Genomic DNA, 19273 nt, shown 5'->3' on the forward strand with positions numbered 1-19273 from the left:
CATGACAGCGGATGCAGTGGTTTTCGACATCGGCCGGGTGCTGATCGACTGGCAGCCCGAGGAATTCTATGACCGCGCCCTGGGCCCCGACCGGCGGCGCACGCTGTTCGACGCGGTGGACCTTTACACCATGAACGCCCATGTCGATCGCGGCGCCGATCTGCACGACGCGGTCGAGGCGCTGGCCGCCGCCCATCCCGGTTGGGCCGCCGAAATCCGGCTGTGGCGCGACAGCTGGCTGGACATGGCGCAGCCCGAAATCCCCGGCTCGGTCCGCCTGCTGCGGGCGCTGAAGGCGCGCGGCGTACCGGTCTATGCGCTGACGAATTTCGGCATCCAGACCTTCGAGATCGCCCGCGCCGCCTATCCCTTCCTGGATCTGTTCGACGCGCGCTTTGTCTCTGGCCACCTGCGGGTGATGAAACCCGAGGCGGAAATCTACGCGATCCTGGAGGCCGAGACCGGCCACGCGCCGGAACGGTTGATCTTTACCGACGACAATGCCGACAATGTGGCCGCCGCCGCAGCGCGCGGCTGGCAGGCGCATCTGTTCACCGGGCCCGACGGCTGGGCCGCACAACTGGTGCGCGCCGGGCTATTGACGGAACAGGAGGCCGCCCATGGCTGAAATCATCGGGTACGACGAGGGCGAGGCGCGCATGACATGGCCGGGCCTCTGCACCGCGCTGGAGGTCGGGCATACCCTGCCCCGCGCGCAGATCACCGACAGTTTTCTCTATCGCGGCGCCGATACGCTGTTGTCGCGCGCGGCCTGGATCGACGGGCTGGGGCTGGCGGTGAAATCGGCAACGATCTTTCCCGGCAACGCAGCACGCGACCTGCCCAGCGTGAATGGCGGGGTCAGCCTGTATTCCGACAGCGACGGCACGCTGTCCGCGATCATCGACTTTCACCTTGTGACCAAGTGGAAAACCGCGGGCGACAGCCTGCTGGCCGCGACCAAACTGGCCCGCAAGGACAGCCGCGACATCCTGATCGTGGGCGCGGGCAGCGTGGCGCGATCCCTGCATGCGGCTTATTCCAGCGCCTTTCCCGATGCACGTTTCACCGTCTGGAACCGCTCGCGCGCCGGGGCGGAACGGCTGGCCGCCGCCTGTCCGGGCGTCACCATCGCCGACGACCTGGAAACCGCCGTGCGCAGCGCCGATATCGTCACATCCGCCACCATGGCAACGGAACCGCTGATCCGGGGCGACTGGCTGCAACCGGGCCAGCATGTGGACCTGATCGGCGCCTTCCGCCCCGACATGCGCGAGGCCGACGATACAGCGTTGCAGCGGGCGCGCGTCTTCGTCGACAGCCGGGACACGACCCTGGATCATATTGGCGAGTTGAAGATCCCGCTGCAAAGCGGCGCGATCAGCCGCGACACGGTGCTGGCCGATTACTACGACCTGCAAGGCGGGGCCTTTGCCCGCCGCACGGATGACGAGATCACGCTGTTCAAGAATGGCGGCGGCGCGCATCTGGACCTGATGACCAGCCGTTACATCCTGGATGCCTGGCAGACGCGCCCCGCCTCTTGATCGCGGGGGGGGCGGCCTTCAGGCCCGGTAGCGGGCCAGGAACATGTCCACCGCCCCGTCGATCACGCGGGTCATCTCGGCCTCGGCAAAGCTGTGGCCGCCGCCGAACATCGTGCGGGTATAAAGGTCCACCTTGCACAGCTCTGCGAACTGGTCGGCGGCAAGTTCCAGATCGTCGATGGCCAACTCGCCGCGGGCGCGGGCCTCGGCCAGGTGCCCGACGATTTCCTGCCGCAAGCGGAGCGGCCCGGATTCGTAGAAGGCCGCGCCCAGGTCGGGGAAACGGTCGGCCTCTGCCACGCAGATACGGAACACCGCCTGGTTGAACGGCGCCAGGAACGAGGCCAGCATGTGCCGCGCGGCCTGTCGCAGGACGGTGTCGATGGGCGCGGAAAAGTCGATCTCGCTCAGCGCCTCGCCGGTCTGGCGGTCGCATTCCAGGCGGAACACCTCCATGAACAGCAGGCGCTTGTCCGGGAAATAGCTGTAAAGCGTGGCCTTGGACACGCCGGCGGCGCGGGCGATCTCGTCCACGCTGGCCCCTTCGAAGCCGTCGCGCAAAAACACCTCGCGCGCGCCTTCCAGCACCTGGTCGAACTTGCGACCCCGTTTGATCCTGTCGCTGGGTGCGTTCATCGGTGCCTCTCTGCTCCCCCGCAGTCTAAACCCGCCGGTTCACTTTTCGCAAGCCGGGCGCGGCGATTGGCGGACTGGCCTGTTTTCGCGGTTGCGGCATGATCGGGCTTGCACACGGTGCCAGCCACCTTATTTTAGAATTATTCTAACAAACCGGAGCCTGCCCATGATTCCCGGTCTGAGCCAACGCCGCCGATTTTCCGACCTGTCCGAACAGGAAGTCCTTGCACTCGCCATTTCCTCGGAAGAGGACGACGCGCGCATCTATCGCAGCTATGCGGAACAGCTGCGCGCCGATTACCCCGACAGTGCCCGCATCTTCGAGGACATGGCCCGCGAAGAGGACGGCCACCGCCAGCGCCTGATCGAAAAGCACCGCGAACGGTTCGGCGATGTGATCCCGCTGATCCGGCGCGAACATGTGTCGGGCTATTACGCCCGCCGCCCGGTCTGGCTGGTGCAGAACCTCGGGATCGAACGCATCCGCGAAGAGGCCGAGATGATGGAACGCGACGCCCATCATTTCTACCTGAAAGCCGCGCAAAAGACGCAGGATGCCGCCACGCGCAAAATGCTGGGCGACCTGGCCGCTGCCGAGGCCGGGCATTCCGCCTCTGCCGAGCGGCTGACCGAACGCCACCTGGACGAGGACAGCAAGGAGGCTGAGGAACGCACCGCCCACCGGCAATTCGTGCTGACCTGGGTGCAGCCGGGACTGGCGGGGCTGATGGACGGGTCGGTATCCACCCTGGCGCCGATCTTTGCCACCGCCTTTGCCACGCAGGACACCTGGACGACCTTCCTGGTCGGTCTGGCCGCGTCGGTCGGCGCGGGGATTTCCATGGGCTTTACCGAGGCCGCGTCCGATGACGGCGAAATCTCGGGCCGCGGCTCGCCCATCAAGCGCGGCATCGCCTCGGGGGTGATGACAACGCTCGGCGGCCTGGGTCACGCGCTGCCCTACCTCATCCCGCATTTCTGGACGGCCACGATCATCGCAATGATCGTTGTGTTCGTGGAACTGTGGGCCATCGCCTGGATCCAGAAGAAATATATGGAAACGCCATTCTTCCGCGCGGCCTTCCAGGTGGTGCTGGGGGGGGCGCTGGTATTTGGCGCAGGGGTACTGATCGGATCGGCCTAGGCTGCCGCAAGGGGTTTCGCCGCGCCTGCGCGCGGCGACCCGCCGGGGTATTTGGACCAAGAAGAAGGGGGCGGAGGCGCGTTGTCCCTAGCTGCGGCCCCAGTCGGTGGCCTGCATTTCGCGCAGACGGCTGGCGGTGCGTTCGAATTCGAACACGCCCGCGCCCTCTAGATACAGCATTTCGGGGGCGGCTGCGGCCGAGGCGATCAGGCGCACGCGGGCCTCGTAGAGGGCATCGATCAGGGTGACGAAGCGGCGGGCCTCGTTGTAGTTTTCGCTCGACAGCATGGGGATGTCTTCCAGCAGCAGCACGCGCACGGCCTGGGCGATGGCCAGGTAATCGGCCGGCCCCAGCGGTTTGGCGCAGAAATCCCAGAAGGTGGCGCGGCCCACGCCATTGTGGAACTGCGGGATTTCGACATCGCGCCCCTGCACCTGCAGGATCAGCGGCGCGCCCGCCCCTTCGGTGAAATCGGCCCAGATCGCGGCCATGGCCTCGCGCGCAAGGCGGTCGGCGGGGGTGAAGTAAATATCCGCCCCACTCAGCCGGTTCTGCCGGTAATCGGTGGGCGAGGCCAGGTGCATGACCTCCAGCCGGTCCTTGATCAGCGCGATGAAGGGCAGGAAGCGGTCCCGTTGCAACCCGTCCTTGTACAGGTCGTCGGGCACCCGGTTCGAGGTGGTCACGACGCTGACCCCGGCGGCGAAGAGCAGCTCGAACAGGCGGCCCACGATCATCGCGTCGGTAATGTCGGTGATCTGCATTTCGTCCAGGCACAGCAGGCGCAGCCCGTCGGCCATCTGTGCCGCGACCGGGCGCAGGGCATCATCCGCCCCGTCGGCGCGCGCGGCATGCAGCCCGGCATGGACCTCTTGCATGAAGGCGTGGAAATGGACGCGCCGCTTGCCCTCGATCCCGGTGTGTTCCATGAAAAAGTCCATCAGCATGGACTTGCCGCGCCCCACGCCGCCCCACAGGTACAGCCCGCGCACAGGTTCGGGCGGGGGGGCCTTGCGGAAAAGCCGTTTCCTGGGCGGGGGCGGGGCGTTTTCCAGCGCGCTGCGGATGCGTTCCAGGGGCGCCAGCGCAGCGATCTGGGCCGGGTCGGGCCGCAAGTCCCCCGCGGCCACCCGTGCATCGTAAAGGTTGCGCAGCGTCTTGCCCATGAAAGGGTTCTAGGATGCTGCGCCGCAGAAGGAAAGAGGGGCGCGGGCGGGGGGGGGCGCCCCTAATCCACCCGCCGGATGTGCAACTGGTTGCCGATATTCTTGGTCTCGAAGCGTTTCAGCTCGCGCACCAGGTCGGACAGCTTGCGCTTGCCGTAGGTGCGGGTATCGAAATCGGGGTTGTCGGCGGTGATATACTGGCCGATCTGACCCAAGGCGTACCAGTCGTCGCCTTCCTGTTCGATCTTGTCCATGGCCCGCAGGATCAGTTCGATCGCCTCGCGCGGGGCGCGTTTGCCGGCCGGGGCGGGTTCGGCGCTGTCGCGTTTGACGGGGGCCGGATCCTCGACGATGTTCTCGATCAGAATGAAGCGGTTGCACACGTTGCGCAGGGCGACCGGCGTCTTGGATTCGCCGATACCGATCACGTCCAGCCCCTGTTCGCGGATGCGGCTGGCCAGACGGGTAAAATCGCTGTCCGAGGAAATCAGCACGAAGCCGTCGAAGCGGCCCGAATGCAGGATGTCCATCGCATCGATCACCAGCCCGATATCGCTGGCGTTCTTGCCCTTGGTATTGGCGGTTTCCTGGTGCGCGACCAGGCCCAGTTCCAGCACCTTGCCGGCCCAGGGTTTCAGCCGGTCCGACGACCAGTCGCCATAGACCCGGCGCAGCGCCGGTTCGCCATAGGCGGTGATCTCTTTCAGGATCGCCTCGGCATAGCGGGCGGGGATGTTGTCGGCGTCGATCAGGACGGCCAAGAGCGGCGGCTTGGGATCGGGCATGTCGGTCCTTCGGATTGGGATGCGGCACCTTCGCCCAGAGCGGCGGCAGGGGCAATGGGGCGGACTCGACTCTGTGCCGGGCGGGGGTTAATTTTGGAACATTAAGGGAACATTTGCCATTGCCATGCCCGCCCGCCGCATCCTGTCCCTGTGGTTTCCCCGGCTCGCCACCGAGCGCGCCTTGCGCAAGATGCGCACCCTGCCCGCCGACCCGCTGGCCGTGGTGGCGGATCGGGGCGGCGCGCAGGTCATCGCGTCCCTGACGGTTCAGGCCGAGGCCGCGGGCCTGCACCGAGGCCAGCCCCTGCGCGATGCGATGGCGATCTGTCCCGATCTGCTGACCCGGCCCGCCGATCCGGGGGGCGAGGCTGCCTTTCTGGCCGGATTGGCCCGCTGGGCGGACAGGTTTTCGCCCTGGGTCGCGACCGAGGGGGATGCCGCGCTGGTGCTGGACATCACCGGCTGTGCCCACCTGTTCGGCGGAGAGGAGGGGATGATCGCCGCCGCGCAGGCCGATTGCACGGCCCTGGGGCTGAGCCTGCACGCAGGGCTGGCCGATACGCGCGGCGCGGCCTGGGCCCTGGCGCGCTTTGCCGGGCGGACGGCGCGGCATCACCGATCCGGGACCACCGCCGCCCCCTGCATCGCACCACCGGGCCAGACGCGTGCGGCCCTGGCCCCCCTGCCCCTGGCCGCGCTGCGGCTGGACGCGGACACCGTGGCCGCCCTGGCCCGACTGGGGGTGCGGCGGATAGAGGATCTGCTGGGCATGCCGCGCGCGCCGCTGGCCCGCCGGTTCGGGCAAGGGGTGGTGCTGCGGCTGGATCAGGCCCTGGGCGCGGTGCCCGAGCCGGTCTCGCCCACCCGCCCCGCGCCGCGTTTCGCCGTGCGGCTGTCCCTGCCCGACCCGATCGGGCTGGAGGACGACATCCTGGCCGGGATCGACCGCCTGCTGCCCGTGCTGTGCGACCGGCTGCGGGCGGCGGGACAGGGCGCGCGGCGGCTGCGGTTGCAGGCCTTTCGCTGCGATCATGGGGTAGAGCAGGTGGAAATCGGCCTGGCCCGCGCCGGCGACAGCCCCGCGCGGATACGGCCCCTGCTGGCGCTGAAACTGGCCGGGATCGATGCCGGTCCCGGCCTCGACCGTCTGCGGCTGGAGGCCCATGTGACCGAGCCGCTGCCCCCCCGCCAGCAGCCGGGCCACGCCGCGCCCCCGCACGGGGCGGCGGACGGCGACACCGCGCTGGACGACCTGATCGGCCGGATCGGCGCACGCGTGGGGCTGGAGGCCGTGACGCGCCTGGCCCCGGCCGACAGCCATATTCCCGAAAAGGCGTACCGGGTGCTGTCCGCCGCCTGGTCGGCCCCGGTGACCGACTGGCCCGCCCGCGGGCGCACCCGCCCGCTGATCCTGTTCGCGCCGGAACTGGTCAACGCCCCCGACCGGCCCGGCCCACCCGCACGGTTTCGCTGGCGGCGGCGCGACTTTGTCACCGCCAGCGCCACGGGGCCGGAACGGATCGCGCCGGAATGGTGGCTGGACGATCCGGCCTGGCGGTCGGGGCCGCGGGATTACTGGCGGGTGGAAACGACGAACGGTGCGCGGCTGTGGCTGTATTACGCCCACGGGGGCGAGATGTCCTCTGGCTGGTTTTGCCAGGGGCAATTCGGCTGACCATGGGGGCGTTCCGCGAAAAGGGCCCGGTGCCGCGCGCTGGGTGGGGGCTGTTGAACCGCGACACCGGGCAGGCTCTTCGCTACGGGGTCAGGATCGCGGGAAAAGGCGACAACGCCATGCCGGGCGGGGGAAATTCCGGTGGAAAAATCGCGGCAAAATCCGGGCAGGTCTTGATTTGCGCGGGCAGGGGCGGCACCGTTGCCGGATGAACGTCGTGACGCCTCCGCCGTTTTCCGGCCCAGCCGCCCCCGACAGGGTTGCCTTCGACCGGGTAGAGATGGGCGTGATCCTGACCGTTTACGGCCGCATGGTCGCCGCGGGCGAGTGGCGCGATTACGGCATTTCCTGCCTGCGCGAGGTTGCGGTTTTCGCGGTCTTCCGGCGCACGGCGGAACACCCCCTGTACCGGATCGAGAAACGGCCCAAGCTGCGCCAGCGACAGGGCATGTATGCTGTCATCGGCATGGACGGTCAGGTTCTGAAACGCGGGCACGACCTGAAAACCGTGCTGCGCGTGCTGGAGAAAAAGCTGATCCGCCCGGTCGATTAGGGCCGTTTATGCGCGGTCACCGGGCCGTCGCCCTGCGCCTCGATCCGGGCGATGGCATCTTCGATCCGTTCATAGGCCACGGACATGGTATGCGCGTTGGCGTGGATCATCACGTCCCGTTCCACCACCAGCGCGACATGCCCCTTCCAGAACAGCAGGTCGCCCCGTTCGGGCGGCGTGCCCGGGGGCAGAACCCGGCCCAGGTCGCGCGCCTGTTGGTCGCTGTCGCCGGGGCAGGGCCGGTGGCAGGCCAGATGCGCCATCTGGACCAGCGCGGAACAATCCAGCCCCCAGATCGCGTTGCCGCCCCACAGGTAGGGCGCGCCGAACAGCATCTGCGCCACGGTCACCGGATCGGCAAAGGGCGCATTGGCAGGCCGCAGATGCGGTTTGGGCACGAACCAGCCCTGCGCGGTTTCGAAAAACGCGCCAGAGGCCGACACCACCCGCAGCCGCGTGCCAAAGGACAGCGCCCAAATCTCGGGCCGCTTCAGGTCGGGGGCGGAATAGGCGTGGCTGGCGGGCACGGCGACAATATGGGTCGGCTCGGGCACATCGGCGGCCAGCGCATCGGCGGGGATATAGCCCACATAACCGTCGCGTGCGGCGCGGCCAAAGGCGTGGCCGTCGTGGATGTCCAGAACCTCGAACCCCTCGCCCAGCACAAGCTGGCGGTCGCGCGCGCCGCCCGGCAGGGCCAGCAGGTCCACCAGCGGGCGGGTCACGCGGTGCAGGACCGGCGCGACATAACGCTGGGCCGCCACCTGACCGCGCAAGGTTTCGGCCGCGACGCGCCCATTGCCAAAGGTTTCGCGCCGGTCGGTCACAGCCCCAGCACCTGCGGCAGCGCGCCCAGCAGCGCCCGCGCCCCCTGCCCCACGCCGCCCTTGGGCCGGGCGGGGGCATCCGCGGGTTGCCAACCGTAGATGTCGAAATGGGCATACCGCGCGCCGCCGGCAAAGCGGCGCAGGAACAGCGCGGCAGTGATCGACCCCGCGAACCCGCCCGCAGGCGCGTTATCCAGATCGGCGATCCCCGGTTCGATCATCTTTTCATAGGGCGCGTGGAACGGCATTCGCCAGACCGGATCGGCCCCCGCCGCACCGCCCGCCGCGATTTCATCGGCCAGCCCGCCGTCATCGGTGTAGAACGGCGCGATATCGGGGCCGACGGCCACCCGCGCCGCGCCCGTCAGCGTAGCCATCGAGATCAGCAAATCGCTGTCCGCCTCTGCCGCCAGGGCCAGCGCGTCGGCCAGCACCAGCCGCCCCTCTGCATCGGTGTTGTTCACCTCGACCGTCAGGCCGTTGCGGGCGGTCAGGATGTCCTGCGGGCGGAAAGAGGTGGACGCGACGCTGTTTTCCACCGCCGGGATCAGCACGCGCAACCGCAGCGGCAGGTTCAGCGCCATGATCGTTTCGGCCAGGCCCAGAACGGTCGCCGCGCCGCCCATGTCCTTTTTCATCAGGCCCATGGAGGCGCCCGGCTTGATGTTCAGACCGCCGGTGTCGAAACACACGCCCTTGCCCACCAGCGTCAGGCGAGGGCCGGCATCGCCCCAGGTCATCTCCAGCAGGCGGGGGGCCTGCGGCCCGGCGCGCCCCACCGCGTGGATCAGCGGAAAGTTCTGCGCAAGCAGGTCGTCGCCGCGAACCGCGCTGGCGGTGGCCCCGTGGCGCGCTGCCAGGGCAAAAACCGCATCCTCCAGCGCCTCGGGGCCCATGTCCGCGGCGGGGGTGTTGATCAGATCGCGGGTCAGGAATTCGCCCGCTGCCAACGCCTCGACCCGTGTGGCATTCACGCCCGCGGGCGCCACGAAACCCGCCTGCACCGGCGCCTGCGCGCGGTAGCGGTCGAACCTGTAGGTGGACAGCAGCAGGCCCAGGGCCTCGGCCTCCAGCGCGGGGCCGGTCAGGGGGCTGTCCAGCCGGTAGGTGCCTTGCGGCAGGCGCGCGGCAGCACCGGCCAGGTGGAACCGGCCCCGCGCCTGCGCCGCAGCATCGCCCAGCCCGGCCACGGCCCCGGCAAGCCCGCCCCCGTCGCCCGGCAGCAGGGCCAACTCGCCCAAGCCTGCGGCAAAACCCGTGCTGCGCAGCCATGCGCCCTGCTCTGCCGGGCGCGCCGCCAGAAACGCCTCCAGCCCATCCTCTGGCACCGCGAAAAGCGGCAGCGCATCGGCATCGTTGGCGGCGAAACGGGGGGTTTGGGGCGTCATCGGCATCGGTCCTTGGCTGGTGTCGCGTCTGCCGCCAACGTAATCGCCCCCGCGCCGCCCGCAAGCGCGATCAGCCCGAACGGTGCTGAAGCTCCGCCGCGATCCGCTGCGAACGCCGGGCAATTCGGATCAGCCGAGCCTGTGTCGCCGCCAGCGCCACCGCATCCCCCGAGGCCGCCGCCCGCACCACGCCGCGCGCCGCATCGCCCAGGCTGAGCAGACCCAGCGCATCGCCCAGCGCCGCGATCTGCCCGGCAAAGTCGATGCAATCCGCCGCCCGGCCGTGCCCCACCGCCAGGGCCAATGCCTCTAGCAGGCCCTCAAGCCGGACCAGCGACAGCGACAGCAGGTCCGCGGCGCGGGCCTCTCCAAGATCCAGGAACATGTCCGCCAGCCGTTCGCTATCCAGCCTCAGCGGTTCGTCCTGCCGCATCGTGACAATCACGCTCACTCGAAACCCTCCACGCACCCCCGGGGCAGAGTCGCGCGGCAAGCGTCAAGAAAGTCTTGCCCCGTGGGTACGAAATCACTCGAATTCCATGAAAACCGACAGTATTCACGTTTGTCGGAAAAACAGGAGAGACGGATGCCGCCCATCACCCCCCTGCCGCAGTACCTGGCGCAACGCTACCACGGCTGGCGCGCCATGTCCTATGCCGAGAACAAGGCCTGGTACCGGCGCCTGGCCGAAGAGGGGCAGCGCCCGCGGGCCATGGTGATTTCCTGCTGCGATTCGCGCATTCACGTCACCTCGATCTTTGGCGCCGATGAGGGCGAGTTCTTCATTCACCGCAACATCGCCAATGTGGTGCCGCCCTATGCGCCGGACGGCGACCACCATGGCACCTCTGCGGCGGTGGAATACGCGGTCACCGTGTTGCGGGTCGCCAACCTGGTTGTTCTGGGCCATTCCCAATGCGGCGGCGTGAAGGGCTGCCATGACATGTGCGCGGGCAACGCCCCGCATCTGGAAGAGAAAACCAGTTTCGTCGGGCGCTGGCTGGACATCCTACGCCCCACCTACGAGCGCAACGCCGACATCGCGGATGAGGCCGAGCGCCTGCGCGCGATGGAGAAAGAGGCGGTGCTGGTATCGCTGGAAAACCTGATGACCTTCCCCTTCGTGCGCGAGGCGGTCGAGGCCGAAACGCTGACCCTGCACGGGCTGTGGAACGATATCGGCGCGGGCATCATAGAAAGCTACGACCCGGAAAAGGACAGCTTTCAGCCGGTGTGATCTCAGGGCGGCCTGGCGCCGCTAGTGCGCCGGGGCGTTGACCGGGTCCAGCAGCGTGCGCCCGCCATCGATCGTCATGATCTGCCCGGTCAGGAACTGCGCCCCGTCCGAGGCCAGGAACTGCACGGCCTCGGCGACCTCGCCGGGTTTGGCGATGCGGCCCAGCGGGGTATGGTCCTTGATGTCCGACCGATAGGCGGCGTTGTCCTTCAGGGTTTCCTGCAAACTGGCCGACAGCACCGAACCGAAAGCCACGGCGTTCACCCGGATGCGATGCGGGGCCAGCGCCACCGCCATCGAGCGGGTCAGCTGGTCCAGCGCGGCGGTACTGACCGAGTAGCCCAGCAACGCCGGGTGGGTGCGGCGCGCGGCGATCGAGGACAGGTTGATGATCGTGCCAGCGGCCGTGGGGGCGGTGACGCTTTCTGGGCTTTCATCCTCTTCAGCCTGGCGGATCATCCGTTTCGCGACGCATTGGCTCAGCCGCAGGCTGGTCATCAGGTTCTGCTGCAACAACTCCTCGACCGCATCCCCGTCAGGGTCCAGCGGGTCCGAGGGCTGCATCTGCCGGCTGGCATTCACCAGAATGTCGATCCGGTCGAAGGCGTCGATCGTGGCCGACAGCAGGTTGGCGATGGTCAGCCGCTCGCGCAGGTCGCCGGCAAAGAACCGCCGGTTGTCCTCGGGTTCGGCGCCCAGTTCCTCGACCAGGCGGGCCTCGTCGATATCGGCGAACATGACGTTGGCCCCGGCCTGGGCGAAATGGCAGGCGATGGCACGGCCCACGCCATTGGCCGCGCCGGTGACGATGGCGGTCTTGCCAGCAATCGAGAAGGACATCGGATCACTCCTGTTAGGTGGCGATCAGCCCGGGCGGCCCGCCCCCGGACCACGGACGCCACGGCGCGGATGCGACGCGCGCAGAACCTTGAAACCGGGATCACCCCCGATTTCTTCTACCTTGGTGAACAGCCGGTCAAGGTCACGCTCATAGGGCAGGTGACGATTGGCAACGACATAGGCCACCCCATGAGGGGCCAGCAGCCCCGCCGCAGACATCAGAAACGCCTGCCCCAGGGCGGGATCGGCGGCCCGCGCGGTATGGAAGGGCGGGTTCGTCAGCACAATGTCGAACCGTGTCTCTGACCGGAACGCCGTTGCGTCAGCCCAATGAAAGCTTGCGCGCGGGTCTGAAACATTGGCGCGCGCGCAGTCCAGCGCGGCATGATCTGCCTCGACCAGGTGCATTTCCTTGATGCCGGGATGGGCGGCCAGCGCCTCGCCCGCCAGATAGCCCCAGCCCGCCCCCAGATCGGCGACGCGCCCCTTCAGCTTGGGCGGCAGCGCCGCCAGCAGCAGCGCAGAGCCGCGATCGACATCATCGGCGGAAAACACCCCCGGCGCGGTGCGATAGCGCCCGTCGATCAGCGCGCCCGGCCCCGGCACCCAATCGGCGAACGCGGCGGGATCGCCCTGCATCGCGAAGGTCTTTCCATGGGCCTTGGCAAAGGCTTCGCTCAGCTCTGCCCCGGTCTTGCGGGCGGCGCGCAACAGGCTGTCCACGCCGTCGGTCTTGGCCCCGTCGACGATAACAGGCCCCCCGCCGGTCAGGCGCAGCGCCTGTTCCACGCGGGCACGCGCCACCGCCTTGGCCCGCGGCACGAATACCAGCGCGGCGGCGAAATCGCCCTGGGCGGCGATATCCACTTGCCAGCCGCGCGCCGCCCAGGCCGCGTGATCGGGGGCAAAGCCCTGCACGATCTGCACGCGTTCTTTGGGCAGGGCGGACAGGTCCGCATCAGCAGTGGGACCGATCACCAGGATACGGCCGGCTTGGGGCAGCGCGACGGCGCCGGCCTCCAACGCGAGGGTCAGACGGGACTGGGACATGGGCGGGCGCGGGCCCTATTCCTTTTCCATGGTGCATTGCAGCGGGTGCTGGTGGCGGCGGGCGAAATCCATCACCTGCGCGACCTTGGTCTCTGCCACCTCGAAGGAAAACACGCCGACCACCGCGACGCCCTTCTTGTGCACGACCAGCATCAGTTCGAACGCCTGAGAGTGGTTCATCCCGAAAAAGCGTTCCAGAACATGCACGACGAATTCCATCGGCGTGTAGTCGTCGTTCAGCAACAGCACCTTGTACATCGGCGGGCGCTGCGTTTTCGGGCGCGTCTTGGTGATGACCCCGGTTTCACCCTCGGGATCGTCCCCCTTTTCGGCCATCATGCGCAGGTCGGTCGTCACGGGTACTGACTCCGGAACAGGAAAGACTGGTCAGGTCGTTGGTTGAGCGCCTTTATATATCCCACGCCGCCCCCGTGAAAAGGGCCGAGCCCACGGCGCGCGGCGATTGCGGTCATGACGATCACATCTTTGTCCGGGGTGTTTGCGGCATCGTCCAAGCGTGCTAAGGTCCGCTGCAGAAAAGCGCTTGGCACGAACCGGGCGACACCGAGGCAGAATATGACTGGCGAGATGCACCGTCCGGGGCGGTATGCCCGAATCGTGCTGTTCCTATGTGCCCTGACGGTCGGTCTGACTGTCGGGGGTGTGTCCGTGCGCGCCGCGCCCTATGCGGCGATGGTCGTGGATGCACGGACGGGCGAGGTCCTGCACGCCCGTAACGCGGATACCCGCCTGCACCCGGCCTCTTTGACCAAGATGATGACGCTGTACATCGCGTTTCAGGCCGTAGAACATGGCGAAATCGGTCTGGACGACATGATAACCATCTCGCGCAATGCCGCGGCCGAACCCCCGTCCAAGCTGGGGTTGCGCACAGGCCAAAAGATCAAGTTGCGCTACCTGATCCGCGCGGCCGCCGTGCGGTCGGCCAACGACGCAGCCACTGCCATCGGCGAGGCGATCTCGGGCTCGGAAGAGGCGTTTGCCGCCCGGATGACCCGCACCGCGCGCGCGATGGGCATGACACGCACCACCTTTAAAAACGCCAATGGCCTGACCGCCGAGGGGCACCTGTCCACGGCACGCGACATGACGACGCTGGGGCGGCACATCCTTTACGACTACCCCGAGTATTACAACCTGTTCTCGCGGATATCGACCCATGCGGGGATCAAGACGGTGAACAACACCAACCGGCGGTTGCTGAGCAGCTATCAGGGCGCGGACGGGATCAAGACCGGCTATACCAGCGCGGCGGGCTTCAATCTGGTGGCCTCGGCGCAGCGCGGGGGCAAGCGGGTGATCGCCACGGTGTTCGGCGGGCGCTCGACCGTAACCCGCAATGCCAAGGTGGCCGAATTGCTGGACTTGGGGTTCAAGCGCGCCCCGGCCAGCGTGGCAATGCGCCGCCCACCGCTGCCCGACTACCGATCGGTCGCCAGCGGCCGCACGGTGACAGCCGATCTGGTGCTGCGCCGGTCCATGCGCCCGGTCCCGCGCCCGGGGGCGGCCCCGGCGCCCGAACTGATCGCCACGCTGACCGAAAGCGTGGCCACGACGGTAGAGCAGGCGCAGGCGGAGCTGGCCGCAAGCGCAGCCGCGCAGCGGCCCGGGGTCCTGCCCCTGGCACGCCCGGACACCCTGGCGGCGGCAACGCCCGCACCTGCCCCCATGCCCCTGCCCGCCGCCGAGCCCGAGGCCGGGCCGGTTCGGGAAATCGTGACGCGGATGTCCTCTTCGGGCGGGCGGCACTGGGGCATCGAGGTGGGGCGCTATCCCTCTCGCTACAAGGCGGAACGCGTCCTTTTGCAAACCGCCCTGCGCGAGATTGACACCCTGGACGAGGCCCTGCGCAAGGTGGTGCGCGACCCGCGCGGCTATCAGGCCCAGTTCGTCGGCATGTCCCAGCAAGAGGCCGCCCGCGCCTGCCGCCGGCTGGAGGCACGCGGAACCACCTGCACCCCGATCGGCCCGTCGTCCTGAACCGGACTAGCGGCGCGGCAGGCGCAGCGTATCGCCCGGATCAAGGAGCGGCGATAGGGCAACGCGGGCATGGGCGTTGGGCCGGCCCGCAGCCACGCAATCGGCGATGATCTCGGCGGCCTTGGCCCCGATTTCCCGGCGCCGGATGTCGATGGTGGCCAGCTTCATCGGCAGCCCGTCCAGCAATTCGATCCCGTTGAACCCGCCCAGCCCCAGATCGCCGGGCACGTCGATCCCCTCGCCCAGACAGTACAGCAGCCCGCCCGCGGCGATCATGTCGTTGGAGTAATACAGGAAATCCAGATCCGGGTTGCGGGACAGGATCGCGCGCGTCATCTCGCGCCCCTTGGCCAGGCCCGAACCGCCCGAGTAGAACTCGTGATCGGCAACCTCGATCCCCTCGCGCGCCAGCGCCCCGGTAAAGCCCTCGAACCGTTTGCGCGCGCGGTGGTCCATCGGCATCTTGGTGCCCAGGAACCCGATCCGGCGATACCCCGCCGCAGCAATGGCGCGGGCCATGTCGGCCCCCGCCCGACGATGCGAGACTCCGACGACAGAATCCACCGGCTCGCCATCCAGGTCCATGATTTCCACCACCGGAATGTCGGCCGCACGCAGCATGGCACGGGTGGCCTCGGAATGTTCCAAGCCGGCCAGGATGATGCCCGAGGGACGCCAGGACAGCATCTCGTACAGCACCTTTTCCTCGTGCGGGGGATCGTAGCGGGACAGGCCCACAACCGCCTGTAGGGACGTGTGTTCCAGAACCTCGTTGATGCCCGACAGAACCTCGGGGAAGACCATGTTCGACAGCGAGGGGATGATGACACCGACCAGGTTCACCCGCTGGCTGGCCAGCCCGCCCGCGATCTTGTTGGGCACATAGCCCAGCCGCTTGGCCGCCGCCAGCACCCGCGCGCGCGTCTTGGCGGACACATCGGCACTGCCGCGCAGCACGCGGCTGACCGTCATCTCGGACACGCCAGAGGCTTCGGACACGTCGCGCAGCGTCAGCGGACGGCGCGGTGGGGGCGGGTCGGATATTGTCAAGGCAGGGCCCTGTACTGTCGCGGTGTCCGCCGTGATACCCGGATGCGGCCGAAATGTCCAAGCCGATCCACCCTTGCATGGCCACCGCTTTCCGAGGACAAAGGCGACACGCGGCCCCGTGGCTCAACAGGATAGAGCAGCCCCCTCCTAAGGGGCAGGTTGCAGGTTCGAATCCTGCCGGGGTCGCCATCTTCCCCTTGATTTCACTCGATACTTTGCACGCGAACCGTGTTCTTGCGGACTGCGAGCCGTCGCCCAAAAGGTTCGGTGTGCGCCCTTTGTTCCATCTCCCCGTGTGTCATGCTATGGCTTGGGCGATTTCCAGCATCAGCGAGTTGCCTATGAAGTACGTCCCGCCGTCTCTTGATCTTAACGCCTTCAACTGCCCGTATTGCCGGGCATTCGCGCATCAAGATTGGTTCGCGGGAGGTGCCCGCCATTTCGCTCGGAACCTGCCCCTAGGCGACATTTTCAAGAACGCTGCGCTCACACAGCGTAATGATCCGGCGCTCTTTAACACTGAAAGCAGTCAGTCCTGCCTTGCCTTAAGCAGCGTCATGTTCAGCAAATGTGCGAGTTGTCATAAAGTGACGGTGTGGGTCCATGACAGAATTGTTTTCCCACAAACCGGGGAAGCTCCGGCGGCAAACCCGGACATGCCCGACGACATCCGGCGGGACTATGACGAGGCAAGCACGATCCTCGACCAGTCGCCCAGAGGGGCAGCAGCTCTTATACGCCTCGCTATCCAGAAGCTTTGCAAAGAGTTGGGCCAACCCGGAAAAAACATCAACGACGACATTGGCGCATTGGTGAGGGGTGGGCTCGACCCAAGGGTGCAGCAGGCTCTCGATGCCGTCCGCGTCATCGGGAACAGCGCCGTGCATCCCGGTCAAATCGACCTGCGGGACGACCGGGCGACAGCGGAGACGCTCTTCAAGCTCCTCAACCTCATCGTGGACAAGACCATATCCGAGCCCAAGCACGTCGCAGAGGTCTATGCCTCGCTGCCGTAAGGCGCGGTGAAGGCTATCGAAAAGCGCGACGGCAAGGCATAGGTCTGCCCCTTTCTCGGGAACGAGTTGCTATTTACCTACGAAACGGCCCGGGCGCAGCAACACGGGCCTACACCCTCCTGTCTCCTGTCTCCCGACGTTCAGGGCGCGGGCGTAAGGGCGTAGATCGGGATCGGTCCCTGTGGGGTGACGGTAAAACGCCCCTTTACCCGAATGATCCGGCTGAAGCTTACGGATTGTGCCAGGCCATAGTCCGCGGGCTGCACCCTGAGAACGATACCGCCGCCCACGTCGCAAGAGTCGAGGTTACCCGGAATGAAAAAGTATTCTTCGGGTGCATCCATATAGGGGTTCTTGTCGATGCATCCGGCGTTGTAGTCCCCTGTGCCGATCGGAACATCGATCAACAGGTCCAGGGTCACGCTGTGCCCGGCCATTTGCGGCACGCTGCGGACAAGGCGCGCGTTATCCTCGGCGCAGCGGGGATAGTTGCACAGCATCATGTCGGAAAGGTCGAACTCTGCCGCGGCGGCGGACCGTCCGCCCAGCCCCGAAAGCGTGGCGATCACGGCCAGCAGGGCAAAGGCGAACCGGGGGTGTTGCATCCTCATTTGCAGAACCCTCCCTTGCTGACGAACCCCCAGAATTCCTTTTCCTTTTCGTAGGCGATGCGCATGATCTGTCCGTCGAACAGCCCCCAACGTTCGAAGAACGCAAGCGCCTCGGGTTCATGCGCGCGAACGTGGGCCTCGAAGTCGGCCTCTTGCGTCTTGGAAAGCACATCCCCCGCGATCCGGTAGGCCACCACGACATCCAGCGCGGGGGCCATCCGAACACAGGACCCCTCTGCATAAAGTGAACTGTCCAGGTACCAGCCGGGTCCGGCGTCCAGAAGGTCAAGGTAGGACCTCACCAGATCCACCAGATCATGCCCGGTGCCGTTCTGCGATATCGCATCGTAGCGGATCTTGAACTTGATCGCGTCCTGGGGAATGCGCATTTCCAGGAAATCTGCGAAACGCGCGCGTCTGGTCGTGGGCTCGTGGTCCTTGGCGGGTTCTTGCGCCGCGCTGGCACCGCTGCCCGGCGAATAGTCCGAGGGCGGAACAACCGCGACATAGCCCTGCCCGGCAGAGCAATAGGCATCCTCTGGCAACAGGCCCCGCGCCACGAGTTGGGGTTTGTGTTGCTCAAAGCTGCCGACCGGAAGGGTGCCGACGGTGATGGCATACCAGCCATTGTTTGTCTGCACGACATCCAAGCTGGGGCGGAGCACTTCGGGCAGGTCGAACTGGACATAGATGCGCACGTCGTCAAGCGTCGGCCGCGATGCCACCGTGACCGCGCACTTCCCCTCGGGAACGATCTGGGCGGGGGCCTGCTGGGCGGCCAGCGCCGCGACGAGGGAGATTGAAAAAACTGCTGCTCTCACGGCGGGGCCTTTCTGGATTTTCCTTATGAAATAGCCACTTGCCCCGAAACCCTTCGGCACCATGGCGCATTGGCGGGACGTTCGCCGCTTCGGATGGTCAGGTCAACCGCCCACCCGCCGCGTGCGGCGATGTCACCCTGCATGCCGCCTGACGGCGCAGGAATCCGGCGTGGGGACATTGCACGAATCCAGACGGCGTTCGCCGATCCGGCACAGGCCGCCTATTTCAACGGCCGCCCGGGCCGAGGCGCCGGGAAACATAGATTTGGTGATTTCGCAGGACACCATCGCCAATATCCGCGAACGTCTGCGCATCATCGCCGAGAACGGGCTACAAGGCCTGGCGTTGTTCGTGACGGCTGCAGGCTTCTTAGTCCTGCGCGATCTGGGTCTGATCCGCGGCAACTACCGCCAAGGCAAACCCGTAGCGAAGCCGGGCTAGATCACCAACGGTGGGGAAAGGTCCAAGTGGCGCGCTGGGGAGGACTGCCAGATTCTATATATTTCAGAGAGTTAGGTGAGACTTAGACATTTTGCGCCCTCATACATTTTCAATGGGTTATATCACCCAATGTCAAACCCCTGGCACCTTGGCTTGCGTCAAGCATGAAATTGAGGAGGGGCGCATACACTTTTTCGACGGGGCCACGCCAACCAGAACCCGGAGAAAGAGAAAAACGGTAGCGTCACCGCAGAGGGTACCTCCGACACCCGATAATACCACAATCTGATAGCCGACCGTTGCGCTCATTCCATCACCCCACACCGCAATACGCTAAGCCGTGGAAGGCCCTCGCAGCCGGCGCCATTGCCCGCAACGGAACAGACCCTTGAACCGCCCCGGGTTTACCGGAGAGTTTCTGGTTCAATGATTAGGCTGCTTTTTCGTTGGCTTTCAAGCGTGCGTAGAATGCCTCCTCTGCTT

At 66.8% G+C, this 19273-nt stretch carries 21 protein-coding genes and 1 tRNA gene; 10 read left to right on the forward strand and 12 right to left on the reverse strand.

What is annotated here, in order from left to right; all coding sequences use genetic code 11:
- Position 1 precedes the first annotated feature (1 nt).
- Together EV656_RS14755 and EV656_RS14760 are read left to right on the forward strand one after the other, a co-directional pair.
- Positions 2–628 carry an HAD family hydrolase gene (locus EV656_RS14755; protein ID WP_132605464.1) on the forward strand — a complete coding sequence of 209 codons (627 nt, stop codon included), beginning with the start codon at positions 2–4 and terminating at the stop codon, positions 626–628.
- Positions 621–1547: an ornithine cyclodeaminase family protein gene (locus EV656_RS14760; protein WP_132605466.1), complete on the forward strand. Its 927-nt coding sequence runs from the start codon at positions 621–623 to the stop codon at positions 1545–1547. The genes EV656_RS14755 and EV656_RS14760 overlap by 8 nt, the downstream gene beginning before the upstream one ends.
- Positions 1548–1565: 18 nt before the next feature.
- Here EV656_RS14760 and EV656_RS14765 read toward each other — a convergent pair whose 3' ends face one another.
- Entirely contained in the window at positions 1566–2183 is a 618-nt protein-coding gene (locus EV656_RS14765; protein WP_132605468.1) for a TetR/AcrR family transcriptional regulator, read from the reverse strand.
- A 166-nt stretch (positions 2184–2349) separates the two neighbouring features.
- Here EV656_RS14765 and mbfA point away from each other — a divergent pair, with 166 nt between their 5' ends.
- Positions 2350–3327 carry an iron exporter MbfA gene (gene mbfA, locus EV656_RS14770; RefSeq protein ID WP_132605470.1) on the forward strand — a complete coding sequence of 326 codons (978 nt, stop codon included), beginning with the start codon at positions 2350–2352 and terminating at the stop codon, positions 3325–3327.
- An 87-nt stretch (positions 3328–3414) separates the two neighbouring features.
- On the opposite strand, the gene zapE is transcribed toward mbfA, so the two are convergent.
- Positions 3415–4494, reverse strand: a complete 1080-nt coding sequence (zapE, locus tag EV656_RS14775) for a cell division protein ZapE (RefSeq protein ID WP_132605472.1) — start codon at positions 4492–4494, stop codon at positions 3415–3417.
- Between the two features lie 62 nt (positions 4495–4556).
- Positions 4557–5279, reverse strand: a complete 723-nt coding sequence (locus EV656_RS14780) for an NYN domain-containing protein (RefSeq protein WP_132605474.1) — start codon at positions 5277–5279, stop codon at positions 4557–4559.
- Between the two features lie 124 nt (positions 5280–5403).
- On the opposite strand from EV656_RS14780, the gene EV656_RS14785 reads away from it, so the two are divergent.
- Complete coding sequence (locus EV656_RS14785; RefSeq protein WP_132605476.1) at positions 5404–6954, forward strand: Y-family DNA polymerase; 1551 nt, start codon at positions 5404–5406, stop codon at positions 6952–6954.
- 208 nt (positions 6955–7162) lie between these two features.
- Positions 7163–7507: a DUF2794 domain-containing protein gene (locus tag EV656_RS14790; RefSeq protein ID WP_132605478.1), complete on the forward strand. Its 345-nt coding sequence runs from the start codon at positions 7163–7165 to the stop codon at positions 7505–7507.
- Here the strand turns inward: EV656_RS14790 and EV656_RS14795 are convergent.
- From EV656_RS14795 to EV656_RS14805, 3 genes are all read right to left on the reverse strand, one after another.
- On the reverse strand, positions 7504–8334 hold the full coding sequence (locus EV656_RS14795) for a C40 family peptidase (protein ID WP_132605480.1): 831 nt from the start codon (positions 8332–8334) through the stop codon (positions 7504–7506). The two genes, EV656_RS14790 and EV656_RS14795, sit on opposite strands and share 4 nt — an antisense overlap.
- Entirely contained in the window at positions 8331–9728 is a 1398-nt protein-coding gene (locus EV656_RS14800; RefSeq protein WP_132605482.1) for a leucyl aminopeptidase family protein, read from the reverse strand. Before EV656_RS14800 ends, EV656_RS14795 begins: the two co-directional genes overlap by 4 nt.
- 64 nt (positions 9729–9792) lie before the next feature.
- The gene (locus EV656_RS14805) at positions 9793–10173 is read right to left on the reverse strand and encodes a hypothetical protein (RefSeq protein WP_132605484.1); all 381 of its coding nucleotides are present in this window, start codon (positions 10171–10173) and stop codon (positions 9793–9795) included.
- 135 nt (positions 10174–10308) lie between these two features.
- Between EV656_RS14805 and EV656_RS14810 the strand changes: the two genes are divergently transcribed.
- Positions 10309–10959 carry a carbonic anhydrase gene (locus EV656_RS14810; RefSeq protein ID WP_132605486.1) on the forward strand — a complete coding sequence of 217 codons (651 nt, stop codon included), beginning with the start codon at positions 10309–10311 and terminating at the stop codon, positions 10957–10959.
- Positions 10960–10980: 21 nt separating this feature from the next.
- Here the strand turns inward: EV656_RS14810 and EV656_RS14815 are convergent, their stop codons facing one another.
- The 3 genes from EV656_RS14815 to clpS are packed head-to-tail and all read right to left on the reverse strand — an operon-like array spanning position 10981 to position 13188.
- Positions 10981–11799, reverse strand: a complete 819-nt coding sequence (locus EV656_RS14815; protein WP_132605488.1) for an SDR family NAD(P)-dependent oxidoreductase — start codon at positions 11797–11799, stop codon at positions 10981–10983.
- A 24-nt stretch (positions 11800–11823) separates the two neighbouring features.
- The gene (locus EV656_RS14820) at positions 11824–12849 is read right to left on the reverse strand and encodes a class I SAM-dependent methyltransferase (protein WP_132605490.1); all 1026 of its coding nucleotides are present in this window, start codon (positions 12847–12849) and stop codon (positions 11824–11826) included.
- A gap of 15 nt (positions 12850–12864) precedes the next feature.
- A complete protein-coding gene (clpS, locus tag EV656_RS14825; RefSeq protein ID WP_425057191.1) occupies positions 12865–13188 on the reverse strand; it encodes an ATP-dependent Clp protease adapter ClpS in 324 nt (107 codons plus the stop codon).
- A 237-nt stretch (positions 13189–13425) separates the two neighbouring features.
- On the opposite strand from clpS, the gene EV656_RS14830 reads away from it, so the two are divergent.
- The gene (locus EV656_RS14830) at positions 13426–14850 is read left to right on the forward strand and encodes a D-alanyl-D-alanine carboxypeptidase family protein (RefSeq protein WP_425057189.1); all 1425 of its coding nucleotides are present in this window, start codon (positions 13426–13428) and stop codon (positions 14848–14850) included.
- A 6-nt stretch (positions 14851–14856) separates the two neighbouring features.
- Here the strand turns inward: EV656_RS14830 and EV656_RS14835 are convergent, their stop codons facing one another.
- Entirely contained in the window at positions 14857–15900 is a 1044-nt protein-coding gene (locus EV656_RS14835) for a LacI family DNA-binding transcriptional regulator (protein WP_242469127.1), read from the reverse strand.
- A gap of 112 nt (positions 15901–16012) precedes the next feature.
- Here EV656_RS14835 and EV656_RS14840 point away from each other — a divergent pair.
- Together EV656_RS14840 and EV656_RS14845 are read left to right on the forward strand one after the other, a co-directional pair.
- Positions 16013–16089: transfer RNA gene (locus EV656_RS14840), tRNA-Arg, on the forward strand.
- Positions 16090–16241: 152 nt separating this feature from the next.
- Positions 16242–16916, forward strand: a complete 675-nt coding sequence (locus tag EV656_RS14845; protein WP_207899548.1) for a DUF4145 domain-containing protein — start codon at positions 16242–16244, stop codon at positions 16914–16916.
- 140 nt (positions 16917–17056) lie between these two features.
- Here the strand turns inward: EV656_RS14845 and EV656_RS14850 are convergent, their stop codons facing one another.
- Together EV656_RS14850 and EV656_RS14855 are read right to left on the reverse strand one after the other, a co-directional pair.
- Positions 17057–17527 (reverse strand): hypothetical protein, encoded by a 471-nt coding sequence (locus EV656_RS14850; protein ID WP_132605492.1) that lies wholly within the window; start codon positions 17525–17527, stop codon positions 17057–17059.
- Positions 17524–18348 carry a hypothetical protein gene (locus tag EV656_RS14855; RefSeq protein WP_132605494.1) on the reverse strand — a complete coding sequence of 275 codons (825 nt, stop codon included), beginning with the start codon at positions 18346–18348 and terminating at the stop codon, positions 17524–17526. Before EV656_RS14855 ends, EV656_RS14850 begins: the two co-directional genes overlap by 4 nt.
- A 265-nt stretch (positions 18349–18613) precedes the next feature.
- On the opposite strand from EV656_RS14855, the gene EV656_RS16625 reads away from it, so the two are divergent.
- Positions 18614–18790: a hypothetical protein gene (locus tag EV656_RS16625; RefSeq protein ID WP_165919021.1), complete on the forward strand. Its 177-nt coding sequence runs from the start codon at positions 18614–18616 to the stop codon at positions 18788–18790.
- Positions 18791–19273: the final 483 nt, after the last annotated feature.

It is taken from the genome of Rhodovulum adriaticum, from assembly GCF_004345735.1.
GTDB classification, from domain to species: domain Bacteria; phylum Pseudomonadota; class Alphaproteobacteria; order Rhodobacterales; family Rhodobacteraceae; genus Rhodovulum; species Rhodovulum adriaticum.